The sequence below is a fragment of the Clavibacter tessellarius genome, assembly GCF_001618005.1.
Lineage (GTDB): Bacteria > Actinomycetota > Actinomycetes > Actinomycetales > Microbacteriaceae > Clavibacter > Clavibacter tessellarius_A.
In genome coordinates this window covers 15236-34663 of the sequence record NZ_LQXA01000039.1, presented here as the reverse complement: position 1 = coordinate 34663, position 19428 = coordinate 15236, and the positions used below count along the sequence as shown (strand labels likewise).

General features: G+C 73.3%; 17 protein-coding genes and 1 tRNA gene. 5 read left to right on the top strand and 13 right to left on the bottom strand.

Annotation, left to right across the window (positions count from 1 at the left end):
* Window positions 1–145: 145 nt before the first annotated feature.
* From AWH51_RS10575 to AWH51_RS10555, 5 genes are all read right to left on the bottom strand, one after another.
* On the bottom strand, window positions 146–523 hold the full coding sequence (locus AWH51_RS10575; RefSeq protein ID WP_063072031.1) for an Rv3654c family TadE-like protein: 378 nt from the start codon (window positions 521–523) through the stop codon (window positions 146–148).
* Window positions 513–911, bottom strand: a complete 399-nt coding sequence (locus tag AWH51_RS10570; RefSeq protein WP_063072030.1) for a TadE family type IV pilus minor pilin — start codon at window positions 909–911, stop codon at window positions 513–515. The genes AWH51_RS10575 and AWH51_RS10570 overlap by 11 nt, the downstream gene beginning before the upstream one ends.
* Window positions 908–1105 (bottom strand): DUF4244 domain-containing protein, encoded by a 198-nt coding sequence (locus AWH51_RS10565; RefSeq protein ID WP_063072059.1) that lies wholly within the window; start codon window positions 1103–1105, stop codon window positions 908–910. The genes AWH51_RS10570 and AWH51_RS10565 overlap by 4 nt, the downstream gene beginning before the upstream one ends.
* 385 nt (window positions 1106–1490) lie before the next feature.
* Window positions 1491–2498 (bottom strand): type II secretion system F family protein, encoded by a 1008-nt coding sequence (locus tag AWH51_RS10560; protein WP_063072029.1) that lies wholly within the window; start codon window positions 2496–2498, stop codon window positions 1491–1493.
* Entirely contained in the window at window positions 2495–3502 is a 1008-nt protein-coding gene (locus tag AWH51_RS10555; protein ID WP_254654537.1) for a TadA family conjugal transfer-associated ATPase, read from the bottom strand. Before AWH51_RS10555 ends, AWH51_RS10560 begins: the two co-directional genes overlap by 4 nt.
* Window positions 3503–4175: 673 nt before the next feature.
* On the opposite strand from AWH51_RS10555, the gene acs reads away from it, so the two are divergent.
* Entirely contained in the window at window positions 4176–6215 is a 2040-nt protein-coding gene (gene acs / locus AWH51_RS10550; protein ID WP_175345509.1) for an acetate--CoA ligase, read from the top strand.
* 74 nt (window positions 6216–6289) lie between these two features.
* On the opposite strand, the gene AWH51_RS10545 is transcribed toward acs, so the two are convergent.
* On the bottom strand, window positions 6290–6754 hold the full coding sequence (locus AWH51_RS10545; protein ID WP_063072028.1) for a RidA family protein: 465 nt from the start codon (window positions 6752–6754) through the stop codon (window positions 6290–6292).
* Window positions 6754–6936 (bottom strand): hypothetical protein, encoded by a 183-nt coding sequence (locus AWH51_RS10540; protein ID WP_063072027.1) that lies wholly within the window; start codon window positions 6934–6936, stop codon window positions 6754–6756. The genes AWH51_RS10545 and AWH51_RS10540 overlap by 1 nt, the downstream gene beginning before the upstream one ends.
* Before the next feature lie 105 nt (window positions 6937–7041).
* On the opposite strand from AWH51_RS10540, the gene AWH51_RS10535 reads away from it, so the two are divergent.
* From AWH51_RS10535 to AWH51_RS10525, 3 genes are all read left to right on the top strand, one after another.
* Window positions 7042–9582 (top strand): transglycosylase domain-containing protein, encoded by a 2541-nt coding sequence (locus AWH51_RS10535; RefSeq protein ID WP_063072026.1) that lies wholly within the window; start codon window positions 7042–7044, stop codon window positions 9580–9582.
* Window positions 9582–10526: a metallophosphoesterase gene (locus AWH51_RS10530; RefSeq protein ID WP_063072025.1), complete on the top strand. Its 945-nt coding sequence runs from the start codon at window positions 9582–9584 to the stop codon at window positions 10524–10526. The genes AWH51_RS10535 and AWH51_RS10530 overlap by 1 nt, the downstream gene beginning before the upstream one ends.
* 76 nt (window positions 10527–10602) lie before the next feature.
* Window positions 10603–10676: transfer RNA gene (locus AWH51_RS10525), tRNA-Pro, on the top strand.
* A 102-nt stretch (window positions 10677–10778) separates the two neighbouring features.
* Here the strand turns inward: AWH51_RS10525 and AWH51_RS10520 are convergent.
* Together AWH51_RS10520 and AWH51_RS10515 are read right to left on the bottom strand one after the other, a co-directional pair.
* Window positions 10779–11984 (bottom strand): acyltransferase family protein, encoded by a 1206-nt coding sequence (locus AWH51_RS10520; protein ID WP_063072024.1) that lies wholly within the window; start codon window positions 11982–11984, stop codon window positions 10779–10781.
* A gap of 136 nt (window positions 11985–12120) precedes the next feature.
* Window positions 12121–14328 (bottom strand): transglycosylase domain-containing protein, encoded by a 2208-nt coding sequence (locus AWH51_RS10515; RefSeq protein WP_063072023.1) that lies wholly within the window; start codon window positions 14326–14328, stop codon window positions 12121–12123.
* Window positions 14329–14497: 169 nt separating this feature from the next.
* On the opposite strand from AWH51_RS10515, the gene AWH51_RS10510 reads away from it, so the two are divergent.
* Complete coding sequence (locus AWH51_RS10510) at window positions 14498–15019, top strand: VanZ family protein (RefSeq protein ID WP_063072022.1); 522 nt, start codon at window positions 14498–14500, stop codon at window positions 15017–15019.
* 39 nt (window positions 15020–15058) lie between these two features.
* Here AWH51_RS10510 and AWH51_RS10505 read toward each other — a convergent pair whose 3' ends face one another.
* The 4 genes from AWH51_RS10505 to AWH51_RS10490 form a co-directional block, all read right to left on the bottom strand.
* Window positions 15059–15598, bottom strand: coding sequence for a hypothetical protein (locus tag AWH51_RS10505; RefSeq protein ID WP_063072021.1), 540 nt, complete (start codon window positions 15596–15598; stop codon window positions 15059–15061).
* A gap of 299 nt (window positions 15599–15897) precedes the next feature.
* Complete coding sequence (locus AWH51_RS10500) at window positions 15898–16473, bottom strand: hypothetical protein (protein WP_063072020.1); 576 nt, start codon at window positions 16471–16473, stop codon at window positions 15898–15900.
* Between the two features lie 88 nt (window positions 16474–16561).
* The gene (locus AWH51_RS10495) at window positions 16562–18376 is read right to left on the bottom strand and encodes a DUF4012 domain-containing protein (protein WP_063072019.1); all 1815 of its coding nucleotides are present in this window, start codon (window positions 18374–18376) and stop codon (window positions 16562–16564) included.
* Window positions 18373–19401 carry a hypothetical protein gene (locus AWH51_RS10490; protein WP_254654536.1) on the bottom strand — a complete coding sequence of 343 codons (1029 nt, stop codon included), beginning with the start codon at window positions 19399–19401 and terminating at the stop codon, window positions 18373–18375. The genes AWH51_RS10495 and AWH51_RS10490 overlap by 4 nt, the downstream gene beginning before the upstream one ends.
* Window positions 19402–19428: the final 27 nt, after the last annotated feature.

Here is a 19428-nt window from a genome sequence, read left to right as displayed (position 1 = left end):
GCACGGACCCTCGGGCGCTTGCCATGCAGCCGTGGGACCGGTCCTCGGGGTGTTCGCGCTGGTGCTCCTCGCGGGTGCGTTCGGCGCCGTGCTGGTGCGGCGGTTCCGTGATGGCGCGGACGGTCGCTGAGGCGCGCGGGGACGGTCACGGCGTCGCCCCGGGCACGCCGGCCGCATCGCCCTCGGGCTGCCCCGCCCTCGCCCGGGCGCTGATCGGCACCCCGAACGGAGGGTGCGGGATGCGCACCCGCACGTCGGCCGTCGTCCCGTCCACCGCGCATCCGACGAGCTCGGCTCCCAGCGGGGCCATGAGCTCCCCCGCGGCGTCGCAGGGCGGGCCGCTGACGTACCCCGCGGCCGCGTCCGCCGCAGCGAGCGCGGCGGAGTCCGCCGCGCCCGATGCGATCGCCCGGTCGACCAGGAGCGCCGAGACGGACACCGCGGCGAGCGCGAGAGCCGTCACCGCCCCGAGCAGGCCGACCGCGAGCACGGAGCCGGACCCCGAGTCCTCGTCACTCCTCATCGAGGTCCTCCGACCGCGCGCACCCCCGCGCGTGCACGGCGATGCCGGCCGCGGCCGCGGGAGCGAATCGGCTGGGCGCCGACAGGTCGACGCAGACGTCGTGCCCCGGATGCTCGACCTCGAAGGAGGCGCCGGACGCGGCTCCCTCGATGCGCGCGGCCGCGGTACCCGAGGACTCGCCCCGGCCGAGGCTCCGCGCCGCCTCCTCGGCAGCCGAGGTGAGCGCCACCTGCTGACCCACCGTCTGCACCGCTCCGAGGCACAGGCCCAGGACGAGCACGACAGCGGGGAGCACCACCGCGAGCTCCGCGGCCGCGGCTCCGATGTCCCCGTCCGCGCCGGCGCGCGTCGGCCCGATCGGGTATCGAGGACACGCGACCCGGCTCATCGGTCGTACGTGAGGGCACGCCGGACGAGGTCGAGGAGCATCCCCCGCACCTCGTCGCTCTGCAGGATGACCACGAGCAGCCCGGCGAACGCGACGGCGGCCATGGTCGCGATGGCGTACTCCGCCGTCGCCGCACCGCCGTCCTCGCTAACGCACGCGCGCACGACACGCCGCGCCGCGCGCACCACGCGCATCGCCCCCCGCGACGAGGCGGAAGGGCCTGATGCGCCCCTGCACGTGCGGCAGGCGGATGCGCCGCCAGCGCCGCCCGACGCCCGCCCCGACGGCCCCGGGCCCGTGGACAAGCCCGAGGCCGCGGACGCTGACCCCGATGCCGCCGACGTCGCCGCCAGCGGCCAGACGGCACGCTCCCCGTCCCCCGTCGCCCCCGCCTCCATGCGCTCCCCGCGCCCCACGACCACCGCTCCACCGCACTCCTCGATCCGAGACATGTCCTTCGCCCTCCCCTGCCCGAGCTCCCGCTCGCGCCGTCCTGATGACGACCGTCCGTCGGCCGCGTGGTCACCATGCCCCGGCGAGGCGGGCGCTGATCCGCGTGCCCGCGGACGGTGGAGTCCGTCACCGCCGTCCGAGTGTTGAGGACACGACCGCCATGAGCATCGGGACGACGCCCACCGCCAGGAAGGCGGGCAGGATGCAGGCTCCGAGGGGGAGCATCAGCCGTGCTCCCAACCGCGCGGCCGCCCGTTCCGCCCACGTGGACGCGTCGCGGCGCGCGCGGTCCGCCTCGCCGCGGAGGAGCACCGCGACGGGCGCTCCCGTCCGGACCGCTGCGGCCGCGACCGTGCGGACGCGCTCGATGTCCGACCCGACGGGCAGGCCGTTCCGTTCGCATGCGATGCGGACCACCGACGTGGCACGTGGGACCGACGAGCCTCCGGCCATGGCCGTCGCCACGAGGTCGAGCACCAGGCCGGGCGCGGGATCGCCGGGCACGGCCGCCCGGACCAGCTTGCCGTTCCAGCGCCAGCCCACGACCACCAGCGAAACGCCGACCACGAGGCAGGCGGCACCGGGCACGGTCGTGAGGAGGATGCGCAGGGGATCGAACCCGAGCCCGGCGGCGAGCAGGAGCCCCGCCGCCGGAAGGAGCAGCACCGTCCGCGCCGTCGCGACGGGTCCGGCGAGCGCCGTGCCCGCGTCCCGCCGCACGCGCCCGACGGCCACCAGGGCGTCCGCGAGCCGCGTGAGCGCCGCGGCGAGGGGAGCACCCGTGCGGTCCGCCACCTCGAGCGCCGTCGCGAGCGCCCGCCAGGACCGGGCGGTGTCGGCATGCCCGGCTGCCTCGTCGCGGGACGCGGCGCAGGCGATGCGCTCCGCCAGGCAGAGGGACCGCGACCCGACCGCGACCTCGCGCACGACCGCCTGCACCAGGCCGTCGGACCGCCTCGGCCGTGGACCGGGCGGCGCGAGCTGCTGCCACGCGCGCTCGGGATGCAGGCCGGCGCGGAGGAGCACGGCCAGGCGACGCACCGTCGCGGCGATCTCCTCGACCTCCTCCACGGCGGCGCCGCCCGCAGCGGCCCGGCTCCGCCGCACCCGCCGCGCGAGGGCGGCCCCGATCACGGCGCGCCTCCGCCCGCCGCGTCGTGACCCACCGCGACGGCCGGACGAGCGGCGCCGCCCTCCCAGCGGACCGGCATGACGCGGAGCCGCCCGTCATGATCCGTCGTGAGCCGACCGGCACCGACCACACGGCGTCCGGACGGCGTGCGCGCCAGGTGCACCACGAGCCCGATCGCGCTGACCGCCTGCCGGGCGACCGCGACCGCATCCATGCCGGCCAGTGCGCCGAGGGCCTCCAACCGCGACGGCACGTCGACGATGCCGTTGGCGTGCAGGGTCCCCGCCCCGCCGTCGTGCCCCGTGTTGAGGGCGCCGAGGAGCTCCCGGATCTCGCCGCCGCGGCACTCCCCCACCACGAGGCGGTCCGGCCGCATCCGCAATGCCTCCCGCACGAGGCGGGGCAGCGGGAGCTCGCCGGCACCCTCGATGTTCGCCTGGCGCGCCTCGAGCGACACCACGTGGGGATGTCGGATCCGGAGCTCCGCGACGTCCTCGACGAGCACGATGCGCTCCCGCGGGTCCGCACGCGCGAGCAGCGCGCCGAGCAGCGTCGTCTTCCCGCTGCCGCCGGCACCCGTGATGAGGAGGTTGGTGCGCCGGCGCACGGCCTCCTCCAGGAGCGCGCGACAGCCGGGCGGGAACGCGTCCGCGGCGTCGAGCGCGTCCATGCTCGGGCGCGCACGGGCCGGGAGGCGGATGGACAGCAGCGTGCCGCGCGTGGACACCGGCGGCAGGACGGCGTGGACGCGCATGCCGTCGCCGATGCGCACGTCGACGCAGGGCGCCGCCTCGTCGAGGTGCCGACCGCCCTCGGAGGCGAGGCGGACGGCCAGCGCCCGCACGGCGGGCTCGCCTCCGAGGTCGACGGCCGGGAGGCGCTCGGCGCCGGAACCGCGGTCGACCCACACCTCTCCGTCCCCGTTGACGAAGACGTCGGTCGTGCGGGGGTCCCGGATGAGGCGGGCCAGCGCGCCGAAGGCGTCCGGCGCATGACGCGACCCCACCGCCGCGATCGCTCCGGGCGGGCGGTCCGGCACGAGCGCGCTCGGCCCCGCCCCGGCATCCGGTCCGGCGTCCGCCCCGGCGTCCGGTCCGGTGCGCGCGCCCGGACGGTACAGCGCGGCACCGGGAGCGGTGCCGTCGGGCGGGACCCGCCTGGGTCGCGGGACGAAGGCCGCGGCCGTCGTCTCCCCGAGCCCGGACGCCGCCCCGCATCCGGACACCGCCTCGGCTGCCGGCCCGCCCGGCGGACCTGCACGCCGTCCCCGCCGCACCGCGACCCCGCCGACGCCCCTCGATCCCCGCTGCTCATCCATGCGCGGAGGCTAGGCACCTGCACCGCGCGGCCTGCGGCGGTCCTGCGTCCCTCGGGACACCGGCACGCGTCCGCGCCTGGGGAGGGAAAGGCCTGAGGAGGGAAGAGGAGAGGGGAGGGAGAGTAGAGAGGGGCGGCGCCCATCGGGGGAACGGGCGCCGCCACGTGACGACGGATCGGGGGAATCCTGCAGTCGTCACACGTCGGACTTGGCCCGACTTCCCCGATCATACGCCGGGCGCCTCCCGCCACGGGAGGGTTGTGCGTGTTCTGGCCGTTCCCACACCGGTCTCCCGGGCAAGGCGCTCCCCCGGAACCCGCCGGCACCGGCTCGAGCACCGCTAACGTGGTGCGCGGAGAGGATGACGATGTCCACGAACCCCGAATCGACCGAGCCCGGATACCCGGCGACCGCCGCGCGCGAACAGGACGAGGAGGGGACGAGGTCGCCCGCCCGCCCTCCTGAGGTCCCCGAGCCCGGCCCCGTGCACCCGCCCACCGAGGCGTTCCGCGCCACGCGCGTCGCCGACGAGTCGCTCGCCGAGGCCGCGGCCGCGGACCGGCTCGGCTTCTGGGCCGACCGCGCCCGCGAGCTCGTGACCTGGGAGACGCCGTTCGACACGGTGCTCGACTGGTCGGACGCCCCCGTCGCGCGGTGGTTCCCCGAGGGCCGGCTCAACGTCGCCTACAACTGCCTCGACCGGCATGTGCTCGCCGGGCACGGCGACCGCGTCGCCCTGCACTGGGAGGGCGAGCCGGGCGACACCCGCGACCTCACCTACGCCGACCTCACCGCCGAGGTCAAGCGCGCGGCGAACGCCCTGCTCGGCCTCGGCGTCACGGCCGGCGACCGGGTCGCCATCTACCTCCCGATGACCCCGGAGGCCGTGGTCGCGATGCTCGCCGTGGCGCGCATCGGCGCCGTGCATTCCGTCGTCTTCGGCGGGTTCAGCGCGGAGAGCCTCCGCGCGCGCATCGACGACGCCGCCGCCCGCGTCGTCATCACGGCCGACGGCGGCTGGCGCAAGGGCAAGGTCTTCCCGCTCAAGCCCGCCGTGGACGCCGCGCTCGTGGGATCCGCCGGATCCGTGGAGCACGTCCTCGTCGTGAAGCGCGGCGAGAACGAGGTGGACTGGGACGACGCCCGCGACCTCTGGTGGCACGAGCGCGTCGCCGCCGCCGACCCGGAGCACGAGGCGGAGGCGTTCGAGGCCGAGCACCCCCTCTTCATCCTCTACACGAGCGGCACCACGGGGAAGCCGAAGGGCATCCTGCACACGTCCGGCGGCTACCTGACGCAGGCCGCCTACACGCACCGCAACGTCTTCGACCTGCACCCCGAGTCGGACGTCTACTGGTGCACGGCCGACGTCGGCTGGATCACCGGCCACAGCTACGTCGTCTACGGCCCGCTCGCGAACGGGGCCACGCAGGTCGTCTACGAGGGCACCCCCGACACCCCGGAGCCGGGTCGCTGGTGGGACATCGTGGAGAAGCACGGCGTCACGATCCTGTACGCGGCGCCCACCGCCATCCGCTCCTTCATGAAGGCGGGCCGCGCCATCCCGGACGCCCGGGACCTCTCCTCCATCCGCCTGCTCGGCTCGGTGGGCGAGCCCATCAACCCGGAGGCCTGGCGCTGGTACCGCGACGTGATCGGCGGCGGCGACGTGCCCGTGGTCGACACGTGGTGGCAGACGGAGACCGGCGGGATCATGATCTCCCCGCTGCCCGGCATCACCGCGACCAAGCCCGGCTCCGCGCAGACGCCCCTCCCGGGCATCTCCATCGCCGTGGTCGACGACGCCGGCGAGCCCGTCGGCCCCGGCGAGAGCGGCCTGCTCGTGGTGACCGAGCCGTGGCCCGGCATGCTCCGCGGCATCTGGGGCGATCCGGAGCGGTACCGCGAGACGTACTGGGACCGCTTCGGCGACCGGTACTTCGCGGGCGACGGCGCCCGGCTCGACGAGGACGGCGACGTGTGGCTCCTCGGCCGGGTGGACGACGTGATGAACGTCTCGGGCCACCGCCTGTCGACCGCGGAGATCGAGTCGTCGCTGGTCGCGCACCCCTACGTGGCCGAGGCCGCGGTGGTGGGCGCCTCCGACGAGGCGACGGGACAGGCGGTCGTCGCGTTCGTGATCCTCCGCACGGCCTCGGCGAGCGCGCTCGGCGACGAGGACCCTAACGAGGTGCTCCGCACGCACGTGGCCGACCAGATCGGCGCCATCGCGAAGCCGCGGCGCGTGTTCGTGGTGCAGGAGCTGCCGAAGACGCGCTCCGGCAAGATCATGCGCCGGCTCCTCCGCGACGTGGCCGAGGGACGCGCGGTCGGCGACACGACCACGCTCGCGGACACGCAGGTGATGCAGGTCATCAGCGAGCGCATGGCAGCGGGCTGACGCCGGGACGTCGCGGGACGCGAGGAGGGCAGGGTGCGCGCACCCTGCCCTCCTCGCGTCCGTCGGCGCGGCGGCTACTCGACGAGCGCCACCACGAGCTCGACCTCGACGGGCGCTCCGAGCGGCAGCTCGGCGACGCCCACGGCGGAGCGCGCGTGGATCCCCGCGTCGCCGAGGATCTCCCCCAGCACCTCGCTCGCGCCGTTGATCACGCCCGGCTGGCCGGTGAAGCCCTCGGCCGATGCGACGAAGCCCGTGACCTTGACGACGCGCGCGATGCGGTCCAGGCCGCCGGCGGCATCGGCCGCGGCCGCGAGCCCGTTCAGCGCGCAGGTGCGGGCGTGCGCCTTCGCGTCCTCGGCCGACACCTCGGCGCCGACCTTGCCGGTCGCGGCGAGCGCGCCGTCGACGAAGGGCAGCTGGCCGCTCGTGTAGACGAGGCCGCCGTGCACGACGGCGGGGACGTACGCGGCGACGGGCGCCGCGACGGCGGGCAGCTCGATGCCGAGCTCGGCCAGCCGGTCGGCGATGGCGCCCATCAGGCGCCGTGCTCGGCGCCGGCGACCGGACGCTTCATGTACGCGACGAGGCCGCCCTCGGGGCCGGTGACGACCTGCACGAGCTCCCAGCCCTGCGAGCCCCAGGTGTTGAGGATGGCGGCGGTGTTGTGGATCATCAGCGGCGTGGTGAGGTACTCCCACTGCCCGGGCGTTGCGGTCATCTCGGCTCCTTGCCGGTCGGGTCTGGATGCATGACGGGACGGGCGCGGGCGGCCGGCGCACAGGTCTCACGGGTTCCCATACACCCTTCCCGTACTCTGGAGTCTATGTCTGCTTCCAAGAACACGCCCGGCCGCGTCGCCGCCGCGCTCACGGGCGTCCTCGGCATGAGCGTCGTCGCCGGCGTCCTGGTCGCCGCGATGGTCACCCCCGCCATCGCCGTCACGAGCCTCGCCGCCAACGACACCATCGGCATCTTCGACGACCTGCCGGACTACCTGCAGATCGACAACCTCGCCCAGAAGACCGAGCTCTACGCCACGCAGGGCGGCCAGCCGGTCAAGTTCGCCGAGTTCTACGCGCAGAACCGCCAGGAGGTGGGCTGGGACGAGGTCTCCGACAACGCCAAGGCGGCCGCGATCGACACCGAGGATCCCCGCTTCTACGAGCATGCGGGCGTCGACGTGAAGTCGACCTTCCGCGCCCTCGCCCAGAACGTGATCGGCGGCGGCGTCGAGTCGGGCGCCAGCACCATCACCATGCAGTACGTGAAGAACGTGCTCGTGCAGAAGGCGGAGGCGCTCGCCGAGACGGATCCGGACGCCGGCAAGAAGGCCTACAAGGAGGCGACCCAGGAGTCGACCGCCCGCAAGCTCAAGGAGATGCGGCTCGCGATCGGCCTGGAGAAGAAGTTCTCGAAGAACGACATCCTGCTCGGATACCTCAACATCGCCACCTTCGGCGGCAACGTGTACGGCGTCCAGTCCGCGGCGAGGTACTACTACGGCGTCGACGCCAAGGACCTGAGCATCGCCCAGGCCGCCAGCCTCATTGCCACGGTGAACTACCCGACCGCCCTCCGCATCGACAAGCCCGAGAACGTCAAGGCGAACCAGGCGCGACGCGACGTCCTGATCGACAACATGCTGAAGCACCACAGCATCACGCAAGCCCAGCACGACGAGGCGATCGCCACGCCCGTGAAGCCGGTCATCACGCCGTCGGTCAGCGGCTGCAACGCCGCCCAGCCCTCCAGCGCCGCGTACTTCTGCGACGCGGTCAAGTACACGGTCGAGAACTCGAAGGAGTTCGGCGCCAGCGCCGACGAGGCCCGCCGCAACCTCAACCGCAACGGCTACAAGATCTACACGACGCTCAACCTCGACCTGCAGGCCAAGGCCACGGACGACATGCGCAAGCAGATCCCCACCACCATGAACAGCATCAACGTCGGATCCGCCATGACCAGCGTCGAGGCCAAGACCGGCCGCGTGATCGCCATGGTGCAGAACACCGACTACGGCAACGGCGACCAGCGCGGCGTGACGAGCGTCAACTACAACACCGACAAGAACTACGGCGGCTCCGGCGGCTTCCAGGTGGGATCGACGTACAAGCTCGTCACCCTGCTCGAGTGGCTGAAGGAGGGCCACTCGGTCAACGAGGTCGTCCGCTCCTCGAACGGCACCTGGGCGGGCAAGGACTTCCGCGACTCGTGCACGGGCGGCACGCTCGGCTCGCCGCCGTTGACCGTCACCAACGACGGCGCCGCCCCCGGGTCGAACCGGACCGTCATGTCCGGCACGGCGAACTCCACCAACACGGCGTTCATGGCCATGGCCTCCGAGCTCGACATGTGCGGCATCGCGCAGACGGCGAAGGACATCGGCATCCACCAGGCCGATCCCAAGAAGCAGCTGTCGAACTTCGTCTCGGACATCATCGGCTCGGGCGGCAACAACATCGCCCCGCTCACCATGGCGTCGGCCTATGCCACGGTCGCCAACAACGGCACCACCTGCACGCCCGTGATGATCGACAAGGTCGTCCTCCCCGACGACACCGAGGTGGCCCCGCCGCCCGCGAACTGCCGTGAGACAGTGAGCCCCGACGTGGCCCACACCGCCGCGTACGCCCTCGCCGGCGTCATGAGCGCCACGGGCGCCGCGGGTAACACCAACGACGGCACGCCGCTCATCGGCAAGACGGGAACCACCGACAAGGCGAAGGACACCTGGTTCGTGGGCTCGAGCACCGAGGTCACCACGGCCATCTGGGTGGGCAGCTCCTCGGGGCAGCAGATCCAGCAGCGCAAGACCAACCTGCCGAACGGGCAGCTCATGTCCACCGCTCGCTTCGCCGTGTGGAAGCCGTTCATGCAGGCCGTCAACGGCGTCTACAAGGGCTCCGCGTTCCCCGGCCCGGCAGCGGACCTCACCCGCACGCCGACGGTGCAGGTACCGGACGTGTCGGGCATGTCGCCCGCCGACGCGCAGTCCGCCATCGAGGGCGCGGGCCTGTCCTTCGCCCAGGGCGGCGCGCGCGCCTCCGCGAACGTGCCCGCCGGTCAGGTCGCCGGGTCCGACCCGGGCGCCGGCGCCAACGCCGCGCGCGGATCCACCGTCACGGTGTTCACCAGCAGCGGGCCCGACCAGAGCCAGCCGCAGGGCACCCCGGGCACCGTCCCGGACGTGCGTGGGCAGGACGTGACGGCCGCGCGCCAGACCCTGCGCTCGGCCGGCTTCAACGTGACCGTGGCGCAGGAGCAGGTGCAGGACAGCTCCCAGGTCAACAAGGCGACCCGCACGGATCCCGCGGCCGGACAGCAGAGCGGCGGTCCCGTGACGCTCTTCGTCGGGCGCACCTGATGAGCGTCGTCGGCACGATCGCCCGCACGGCCGGCGGCGTCGTCGCGGCCGGCGCCGCGGTCTTCGCCTACGCCTCGTTCTACGAGCGCCGCCGCTTCACGCTGCGGGAGGTGACGGTGCCGGTCCTGCCGGTGGGCGCCGACCCCATCCGCGTGCTGCACCTCTCGGACATGCACATGGCGCCGTGGCAGCACAAGAAGCAGCGCTGGGTGCGCGAGCTCGCGGAGCTCAAGCCCGACCTCGTCGTCGACACGGGCGACAACACGGGCCACGAGCAGGGCATCGTCGCGGTCGAGGAGACGCTCGAGGCGTTCCGCGGCGTCCCCGGGGTCTTCGTGCACGGATCGAACGACTACTACGGGCCGATGATGAAGAACCCGCTGAAGTACTTCACGGCCAACACGCACGCCACGCAGCGGCCGGCGGACCTCGACCTCCCCCGGCTCGAGCGCCTCTACGCCTCGCTCGGCTGGCTCGACCTCAACAACGCCGCGGGCGCCGTCGAGGTCAACGGCACGCTGCTCGAGTTCTTCGGCGTCGACGACCCGCACCGCGACTTCGATCGCCTGGAGGCGATCCCCGGGGCGCTCGACGAGCTCCGCGAGGACGGCGAGGCGTACCAGGGGTCCTCGGGCGCTCCGGTGGTCTCCATCGGCGTCGCGCACGCGCCCTACCGCCGGGTGCTCGACTCGTTCGTCACCAACGGCGCCCGCATGGTCTTCGCCGGGCACACCCACGGCGGCCAGGTGTGCGTGCCCGGCTACGGCGCGCTCGTCACCAACTGCGACATCCCGCGCCGCCAGGTGAAGGGCCTGAGCGTCTGGCCGCACGCGGACCGGGCCTCCTTCCTGCATGTGAGCGCGGGCCTCGGCACCTCGATCTACGCGCCCGTGCGGTTCGCGTGCTTCCCCGAGGCGACGCTGCTCACGCTCACGGCGGTCTGACCGCCCGCCGCGCGCTGCCCAGGCGTACGCGGGAGCCCGGAACATCGGGTATCGTAGAACTCGGTCCTCGGGCCATCGGGGTGTGGCGCAGTTTGGTAGCGCGCTTCGTTCGGGACGAAGAGGTCGCAGGTTCAAATCCTGTTACCCCGACACACCGCCTCCTCCGGAGGCACCGCATTAACAGCAGCACGACGAAGGGCCGCTCCTCCGGGAGCGGCCCTTCGTCGTCCGAGCAGGCGATGCGGTCGCGGGTCACCGCCCTCCGGGCTTCAGCCGCAGCGCCGGCCGCTCGATGGCGTAGTACGTCGCCGCCGAGAGCACGAGCGTCACCGCCCCCACCACGAGCGTGTTCAGGGCGAAGCCGGCGAGCGTGTCCGGCAGCACGAGGCCCGCGCGACGGAGGAACCGGATCACCGGTAGGTGCCACAGGTAGACGCTGAACGAGATCGTGCCGAGCCAGGCGATCCACCGGAGCTCGAGGACCCGCGTCACCGGGCCTAGGGATCCCCCGCGCCGCGGCAGCGCCACGAGGAGCAGCAGCGTGGCGCAGGAGGCCGCCACGACGCTCTCCTCGAACGCCTCGACGGGCGCCTCGGACGCGACCACGATGAGCACCGCCGCCAGGATCCCGACCGGCACGCGCCAGCGGGCGACGCGGTCGCGCAGGCTCTCGTCGGCGGACAGGGCGAGCAGGACCACGGCCGCCGCCATGCCGTAGGCGAAGAGGTCCGCGTGCACGAGGATGCTGCGGTTCACCACCGCCTCCCACGTCACTCCCCACTCGCTCGCGAGCCGGCCGCGGTGGCCGAGCGGCGCCTGCGCGGCCATCGACCAGATCTTGCCGGCCACGCCGACCAGCAGGAGCGCCGCCGCCGGCGCGAGAGCGCGGATCCACGTCGCGCGTCCTCGGAGCAGCCGCGCGGCGAGGAGCGCCACCACCGGCAGGACGACGTAGAAGGACACCTCGACCGCCAGCGTCCACGCGACCTCGATGCCGCTCCGGAGCGTGCGCGGGCTGTACCCCTGGAGCAGCAGCGCGTTGAGGACCGAGTCGACCGGGCCCAGCGTGCCCAGCGAGATGCCGTCGTCGCGCGTCTCCCGCGGCAGGATCGCGACGCGCAGCACGAGGCTCACGAGCAGCAGCACGACGACGTACCCGGGGAGCACGCGGAGCGCGCGGTTGGCGGCGTAGCTGGAGAGCCGCGGCATCGGCCCGCCGTCGACGAGCGCACGTGCGAACGGCAGGAACAGCAGGAAGCCGCTCAGCACGAAGAACAGCGTCACGCCGTGGCTGAAGAAGGCGACCTCGCCGACGAGCGGCACGTCGGTCGTCGGCCGGGCCAGCTGGCGCTGCACGTGGTACAGCAGCACGGCGACCGCGGCGACGCCGCGCAGACCCTCGATGCCCGGCAGGAGCGTGCGCAGGCGTGCGGGTGCGGACGTCGGGGTCCCGGTCATGAGGGCCTTCCCGGGTCGGTGGATCGGCGGTCGTCCAGTCTACGAGGCGCTCGATCCGGGGCCGGCGGCCGCACAGCACGACGGCCGCCGCCCGGAGGCGACGGCCGTCGGCGCGCGCTCCCCATCGAGCGCGGGCTCATTCCCCCGCGGGCGGGGCGGGCGGCGCCGGAGGCGCCTCGGGCGCGGCCGACTGGGTGGGCTGGGGCTTCGGCGCGACATAGGGCCGCTTCGTCAACGTGCTGCTCGGCGAGGGGAAGCCCTCGGCCGGGTAGCGGTCGTCGATGAAGGTCTGCAGCGGCTTGAAGATCCGGTGACGCGCGCTGTCCGCGGCCGACCCGTTGAGGACGTTGCGGCGCATGGACGCGAAGCCCTCCACGTTGCCGACCCACACGGCCGTCGTGACCTCGGTCGAGGATCCGACGAACCAGGTGTCCTTCGATCGGTCGGTCGTGCCCGTCTTGCCCATGATCTCGGTGCCGTCGCGCGGGTTCGACGCCGCACCGGTGCCGCCCATCACGGCCTTGAGCGTGAAGGCGGCCGTGTTGGCGACCTCGGGGCTCATGGCCTGCGCGCACTCGCTCTTCGGGGTCACGAGCTCGGACTCGTCCGGGAGGACGACCTTGTCGATCGCGACCGGCGGGCACATGGTGCCCTGGTTCGCGACGGAGCCGAAGGCGGTCGCCATCTGGAGCGGGGCCACGTTGTTGGCGCCGGATCCCACCACGTCGGACGGGACGCTCGAGAGCTCGCGACCGTCGGCGTTGTAGATCCCCATGTCCCGCGCGGTCTGGCTGATGTCGCACAGATCGAGCTGGCTCGCCATCGCGATGAAGGCCGAGTTCACCGAGGCCACGGTCGCCGCGAGGACGGTCTGGTTCGAGGTGGGACCGGTGTTCGTGTCGTTGGTGACCTGGTAGGCCTTGCCGGCCAGCGGGCCCCCGCACGCGGTGAACTCGTTCTGCGACCAGAGCGTCTTGGACGCGTTGACCGTCTGGTAGATCGACTTCCCGCTCTTGAGCCAATCCACCAGGGTGAAGATCTTGTAGGTCGAGCCCACCTGGAAGCCGGCGGAGCCGCCGTGCGCCTTGTCGGCCGAGTAGTTGATCTCGGTGACACCGGGCTGGTCGGCCGCGACGCCGTAGTCGGTGTTCTGCGCCATCGCGATGATGCGACCCGTCTTCACCTCGCGGGAGACCACGGATCCGCCGATCTTCGTGAAGCGCGCCGTCGCCGGCACCTGCTTGCGCATCTGCTCCGCGGCGTTGCCCTGGATGTCGAGGTCGAGCGTCGTGTAGACCTGCATGCCACCGCGCTTGAGCACCGCGTCGCGCTCGGCCGCCGTGTCGCCGAACTCCTTGTTCGTGAGGATCTCGTTCTTCACGTAGTCGCAGAAGTACGCGGCGGAGATGGGGTCGGCCTGGATGCAGCCGCTCGTGGAGGGCGTGATCTTCGGCGTGATCGGCGTGGCCTCGGCCGCGTCGTACTGCTCCTGCGTGATCTTCTGCTCCTTGAGCATGTTCCGCAGCAGGAGGTCGCGGCGGGCCTTGTTGCGCTCGAGGTTCGCCGGGTTGTCGATCTTGTAGATCTCCGGCGCGTTGACGGTCGCGATGAGGGTCGCGGCCTGGTCGAGCGTGAGGTCGGCGGCCGAGACGTCGAAGTAGTACCGCGCCGCGGACTCGATGCCGTACACGCGGCTGCCGAAGTTCGCGATGTTGAGGTAGGCGAGGAGGATCTCGTTCTTGGAGTACTTCTTCTCCACCCCGATCGCCATCCGCATCTCCTTGAGCTTGCGGGGCATGTCGGGCTGGGTGGCCTCCTGGAACGCCTTGCGGCCCGCGGCCTGCGTCGCCTTGTCGGAGGAGTCGACCATGTTCTGGGCCTTCTGGACCAGGACGTTGCGGACGTACTGCATGGTGATCGTCGAGGCGCCGGACTGCACCTCGTCGTTGAGGACGTTCTGCGCGAGCGCGCGGGCGGCCGACAGCACGTCGACGCCGCCGTGCTCGTAGTAGCGGGGGTCCTCGGTCGCGATGGCCGCGTCCTTCGCGTACGGGGAGACGGCCTCCCACGGGACCTCCTCGCGGTCCTGCGAGAAGAACTCGGCGAAGGGCACCTGCTGGTCGCCCTTCTTGGCGAACAGCACCGTCTTCTGCGCGAGGTTGTCGATCTGCAGGTTGTCGGGGATGTCCTCGAACACGCCGATGGTGCTGTTGGCGGCGATGCCCGAGACGGCGATCGCGGGGGTCACCATCGCGGCGACGAGCACCCCGGCGATCGTGCTCATGCCGACGAGTCCGAGGAACGCGCCCAACCGGGTCGAGATGGTCAGGTCAGTTTTCCTCATGCTCTGAATCTAACCTGCGCGCCGAGGCCGGACATCCGCCTCAGGTAGGGTCCCAGCTCCCCGTGGCCGAAATGTGATGAGTGCACGTACGAGCCGAATGCGACGGGGGACGGAGGATGCGTGCAGGCGGCGTCCCCGGCCCCAGGAGGCGTTGCTAGTCTGCCGCCACATGGATCCCGCCGCCCCCGCTCCCCCACGCCGGTCGGCGGATGGCGGAGCCACGCCGTCGCCCTGGGGCGTGGAGCGGGAACGACGGCTGATGCGCCGGCGGCACCGCCAGGCCGGCGGGCTCCTCGCGCTCTACGTGGGCCTCGTGGCGCTCGTGACGCTGACGCCGGACAGCGTCGACCGCGGGATCTACCCGCTCCTCATGCGGGGGGTGCGCTTCGTGCAATTCCACGGCGTGCCGGCCTTCCGCTACTCGATGATCGAGGAGGGCGCCAACGTCGCCCTGTTCGTGCCGCTGGGGATGCTCGGAGTGCTCGCGTTCGGGATGCGGCGCTGGTGGGCGGTCGCCCTCGCGGGCACCGCGCTGTCGGCGTGCGTCGAGCTCGCGCAGGGGGCGTTCCTCCCCGCGCGGGTGGCCTCCCTCTCGGACGTCGCCGAGAACGGGGCGGGCGCCGTCATCGGCGCGGCCCTCGCGGCGGCCATCGCGGTGCGGACGCGCCGACGCCGGCGGCCCCGGTCGTGATCGGGGCCGCCCGCATCGGGGGTCGTATGCGGTCGCGCCTCAGGAGGCGCGACCTCGGCGCGACGCGGCGATGCCGGCCGCCGCGGCGCCGGCGAGGAGCAGGCCGCCGGCCGTGACCGCGAGCCCGGTCGGCAGCGTGCCGCCCGTGATGGGGAGCGAGCCGGTCGAGGCGGTGGCGGTGCTGCCGGGGACGACCGAGACGAGTCCGCACCAGTGCGAGCCGGATGCCGCGTCCTCGTTGGCGCGCCAGGTGCCGGTCGCGGTGGCCGGGACCGTCAGGCTGCCGATGACGGAGCCGTCGGCCGCCGCGCTGACGGAGACGGCGGGGTCCCCTGCCGCGGCGGGTGCGCCGGGGGTGGCGGAGAGGCGGAGGGCGACGGTCTCGCCGGCGGCGAACGATCCGGCCGCGCCGCTGATCGTCACGGCCTCGCCGGGTGCGACGGCCGCCGGGGTGACGGACATGCCGCCGCACGAGAGCAGCGAGTCCGTGGGCACGTAGTTCTCGGCCTGGGCGGCGAGGGGAGCGGAAACGGTGATGACGAGCGCGACGAACGCGCCCGCCAGGGTCTTGGCGAGCATCTCGGGTGGCCTTCTCGGGTACGTCCGAGGCGGACGTGCGGGGGCACGACGGGTATCGCCTCGGGGCGGTGGTGTCCGCGGCGCGCGATTTCGGGTCGGCGCCGTCAGGCAGACAGCGGGTCGGGTAAACCCACGATCGAGATGCTATCCGCGTCCGGTCCACGCGACCGCTCCCCGGGACGGGATGGGCCCCGGACTGGGGGTGGGCGCCCGGAGACGGCGGAAGGCCCCGAGGCTATGCCTCGGGGCCTTCCATCGCACTGCTCCGTGGAGTCAGGCGATGTGTGTCGTGATGTGGATCAGACCGTTCCACGCTGGCGACGGACCGTGGTCAGCACGACCACGAGCGCGGCGCCGAGGAGCAGCAGGCCGCCGCCGGTCCAGATGAGGACGACGGGGAGCTGACCGCCGGTGACGGGCAGGCCCGAGGCGGAACCGGTGCCGTTGGAGGTGCCGGTGCCGGCTGCCGCGACGACCGAGATCGACGTGGAGACGGTGTTGCCCTGGGCGTCCGTGCCGACGAGCGTGTAGGAGCCCGAGGCGGAACCGGCCGGCAGGGTGACGGTGACGCGGAGGCCGCCGGCGTTGCTCGACGTCTTGGTGATGGAGTTCGACGTGACGGCCATCGGGGCCGTGCGGAACGAGGCGAGCGTGGCGTTGGCCGCGTCCTCACCGGTGATGGTGACGGTGACGGGGCTGTTCGGCGCGAAGGAGCCGTCCGCGAAGGTGAGGACGGTGCTCTGGCCGGGAGCGACGGTCGCGTCGCTGACGGTGACGCCGCCCTCGGGCGTGTACGGGTCCGCGTTGGCAGCGGTGGAGACGGTGAACGTGGCGGCGAGCGCGATGGCCGCCCCGGCAAGGATCTTCTTGAGCATGTGTGGTTCCCCCTGGGTGAGATTGCGCGGTGCAAGGGGGCACTCGACGGACTCGGGTCCGCCGTCGGTCAATCCCCCACTCGCCACACTACCGGGATCCGTCGCAGGAGAGCGAGCGGAATTGCGTTTCCGTGGCGTCGATCACCGGCGTCGTCACGATCGAGAGCGGCGTGTCGGTCTTTTTGTCCCCCAGGGTGTCCACCGAAATGCGGACCTCCTGACCGGGCGCGAGCGTCACCTCGACCTGCGCCACGGCGCGCCCGCCCACGATCTCGGGCTGGAAGCCCGTCTCCTGGTCGTCGATGCGCACGCTCAAGGGGATCGTGCCCGGGGGCCCGTAGACGGCCACGCGCGTCTTGACGTCGCCCGGTGGGACACCGTACTGCCCGCCGCCGGTGACGACGTACGGGAGCGATGCCGCGTCCGCGGGAGCCGTGGAGCGGAGCGTGACCTCGGTGCGGTAGTTCGGGCGGCCGTCGTCGCGGCACATCGCCATGCCCTGCGACGTCGCGAGCTTGAGGAAGTAGTCCATCTTGGCGCCGGTCGCGTCGTTGAGGAACACGCCGAAGACCGTCGACTCGCTGTTGTCGGCCGGCAGCGAGCCCTGCAGCGTGGTGCCGTCCAGCGTCGCCTGCTCGTCCGGTCGCGCGTTCCAGATGAGGATGCGGCGCTCCTCGGCGGCGCGGGTGAGCGCGGAGACGAGGGCGGCCGGCTTCACGTCGCCGGAGGAGACCTTCGAGAAGACCGCCTCCGCGACGCTCGCGAACACCGCGTCCTGCACGTCGGCATTCGGATAGCGGAGGTAGACGTCGTGGAGCAGCAGGTCGACGGCGTCGTCCGAGCGCAAGACGTCCCCGGTCGGCAGCGTGATCGGCCCCGTCGCCTCGAGCAGGTAGGACAGCGCGACCGGGTCGATGCTGATGACGCCGTCGACCGGCTCGCGGTGCTTGAGGCGCCACATCTCCGCGGCGAGCGGGGCGGCCTGGGTGAAGTCGGGCGTGAGGGTGACGTCCTGCATGTACCGACCCGTGATGGTGCCGTAGAGGCCCGCGGTCTGCGTATCCAGCGGGAGCGCGGGCTCGGCGAGGCGGGGGAACGCGCGGGCGGAGTCCTGCGTGCCGAGCGAGAACGCGCCGTCTCCGGTCTTCAGGAGCGCGAGAGCCCCGGGGATGCCGCCCGTCGAGCGCACCTCCGCGTTGTTCTGGAACATGAGGAGGTAGTCGCGGTTCCCGTCCGCGCCGAGCATGGCCGGCGCCAGGTCCGCGACGTGGCGCACTATGGCGAGCGTCTCGGCGGCGGACGTCACCGTCTTGCGCAGGCGGGTCACGGCGTCGGTGACGGGCGCGACGGTCGACCCCGTGTCGATCGCCGTCACGTCCTGGAGTGCGGTGTCGAGCGCGTCGTCCGCCTGCCGCACCGGCTCCTGCGCCGCGATGATGGGGTCCAGGTCGATGCGCCCGTCCTTCGGCGTGAGGCTGCCGAGGTCGAGGGTGCCGGCGATGCCCACCACGGGCTGGAGGGCCTCGCCGCCGATGTGGTCGACGACCGCGGCGACCGACCGGAAGGCGCGGAGGTTCGGGCCCACGCCCGGGACGACCTCCGTGGCGGCCCAGACGGGATCCGACGTGAGGGCGACGGCGCGCGACGAGTGCTCGCGCAGCTTCGCCACGCCGGCCGCCGCGCCGGCGGGGTCGCCGGCCAGGAGGTCGCGCTGCACCGACGACGCGAGCGGCACCGCCTGCTCGAGCTCGGCGCGGGCGAGCAGGGCGCGGGCCGCGATCCAGGCGATCCAGAGGACGACGAGCAGAGCGAGGCCAGCGGCGACGGCCGCGAGGATCCGGCGGCGCGTCCAGGGACGTCGGGAGCGGCGGACGTGGCGGGAGCGGATCGTGGAGGAGGTCACCAGGTGCCCCCGCCGTCGGTGGAGACGCTCACGGCGTCCCCCGTCAGGAGCCACACGTCGCGCCCCGCGGCCGAGAGGGCCACCGCCCCGCTCGCGGGGACGGCGGAGGCGCAGCCGGCGACGCTGACGGCGCCGGACGCCGGCACGATGCGACCGACGCTCGTGCCGCGGCAGGAGTCGGAGGTGCCCGCCGTGAGGATGCCGTCCGGGCCGAGCGCGAGCGCGAGGACGCCGGGCGCGTCCACGCGCCGGAAGTCGCCGCCGCCCGAGCGCACGTGGACGGCGCCCGATGCGCAGAGGACCGCGGCGGCCTGGCCGCTGTCGACGACCTGGACCGCGTCGCCGCACGGGGCGTCCCGCTGGCCCTGGGCGAGGTGCACGATGCCCGGCTGGGCGGGGTCGACGTAGGCCGTCGTGGTCGTCAGCGCCGGCGCGTCGCGCCAGAACTCGCCGCCCGTGAAGCTCTGCAGCGCCGTGCGGGAGCAGGCGGTCTTCACATCGGCGACGATGCTGCCCACGTCGGGGCCCGTGACCGAGAGCGCGAGCACGCGCCGTGCGTCGAAGGTGTCCGTCGTGCGGGTGTCCCAGGTGCGACCCCGGTCGATGGTGGTCTGGATCCGCGCGGCCTCGCCGGTGCAGGAACCGGCCGTGGCACGCCAGGCGACGTCGGCATTCCCCGCGGCGAGGAACACGGTCGGGGCGGCGACGGATGCGACGGGTGCCGCGGACGGAGAGGCGGACGGCGCGGCGGACGGCGCGGGTGCGGGAGCGGGAGCGGCGGGCTCCGGCGCGGACTCGGTCGTCGCGGCGGCCTCCGGGGTCGGCGCGGCGGCGCCGGTGGCCGCGCCGCTGCCGCCGCCGGTGCGGGTGACGGCGGCCGAGACCAGGATCAGGTCGATGACCAGGAAGGCGACCACGGCCGTCACCCCGACCCCGGGGAGCAGGCGGGACAGCGACCGAGGGCGGCGGGAGGGACGGCCGGTGACCGCCATCGGCTTCCGGCTGTCGGACGAGGGCCTAGCCACGGACGGCTCCCTCGGATCGGCGGGCGC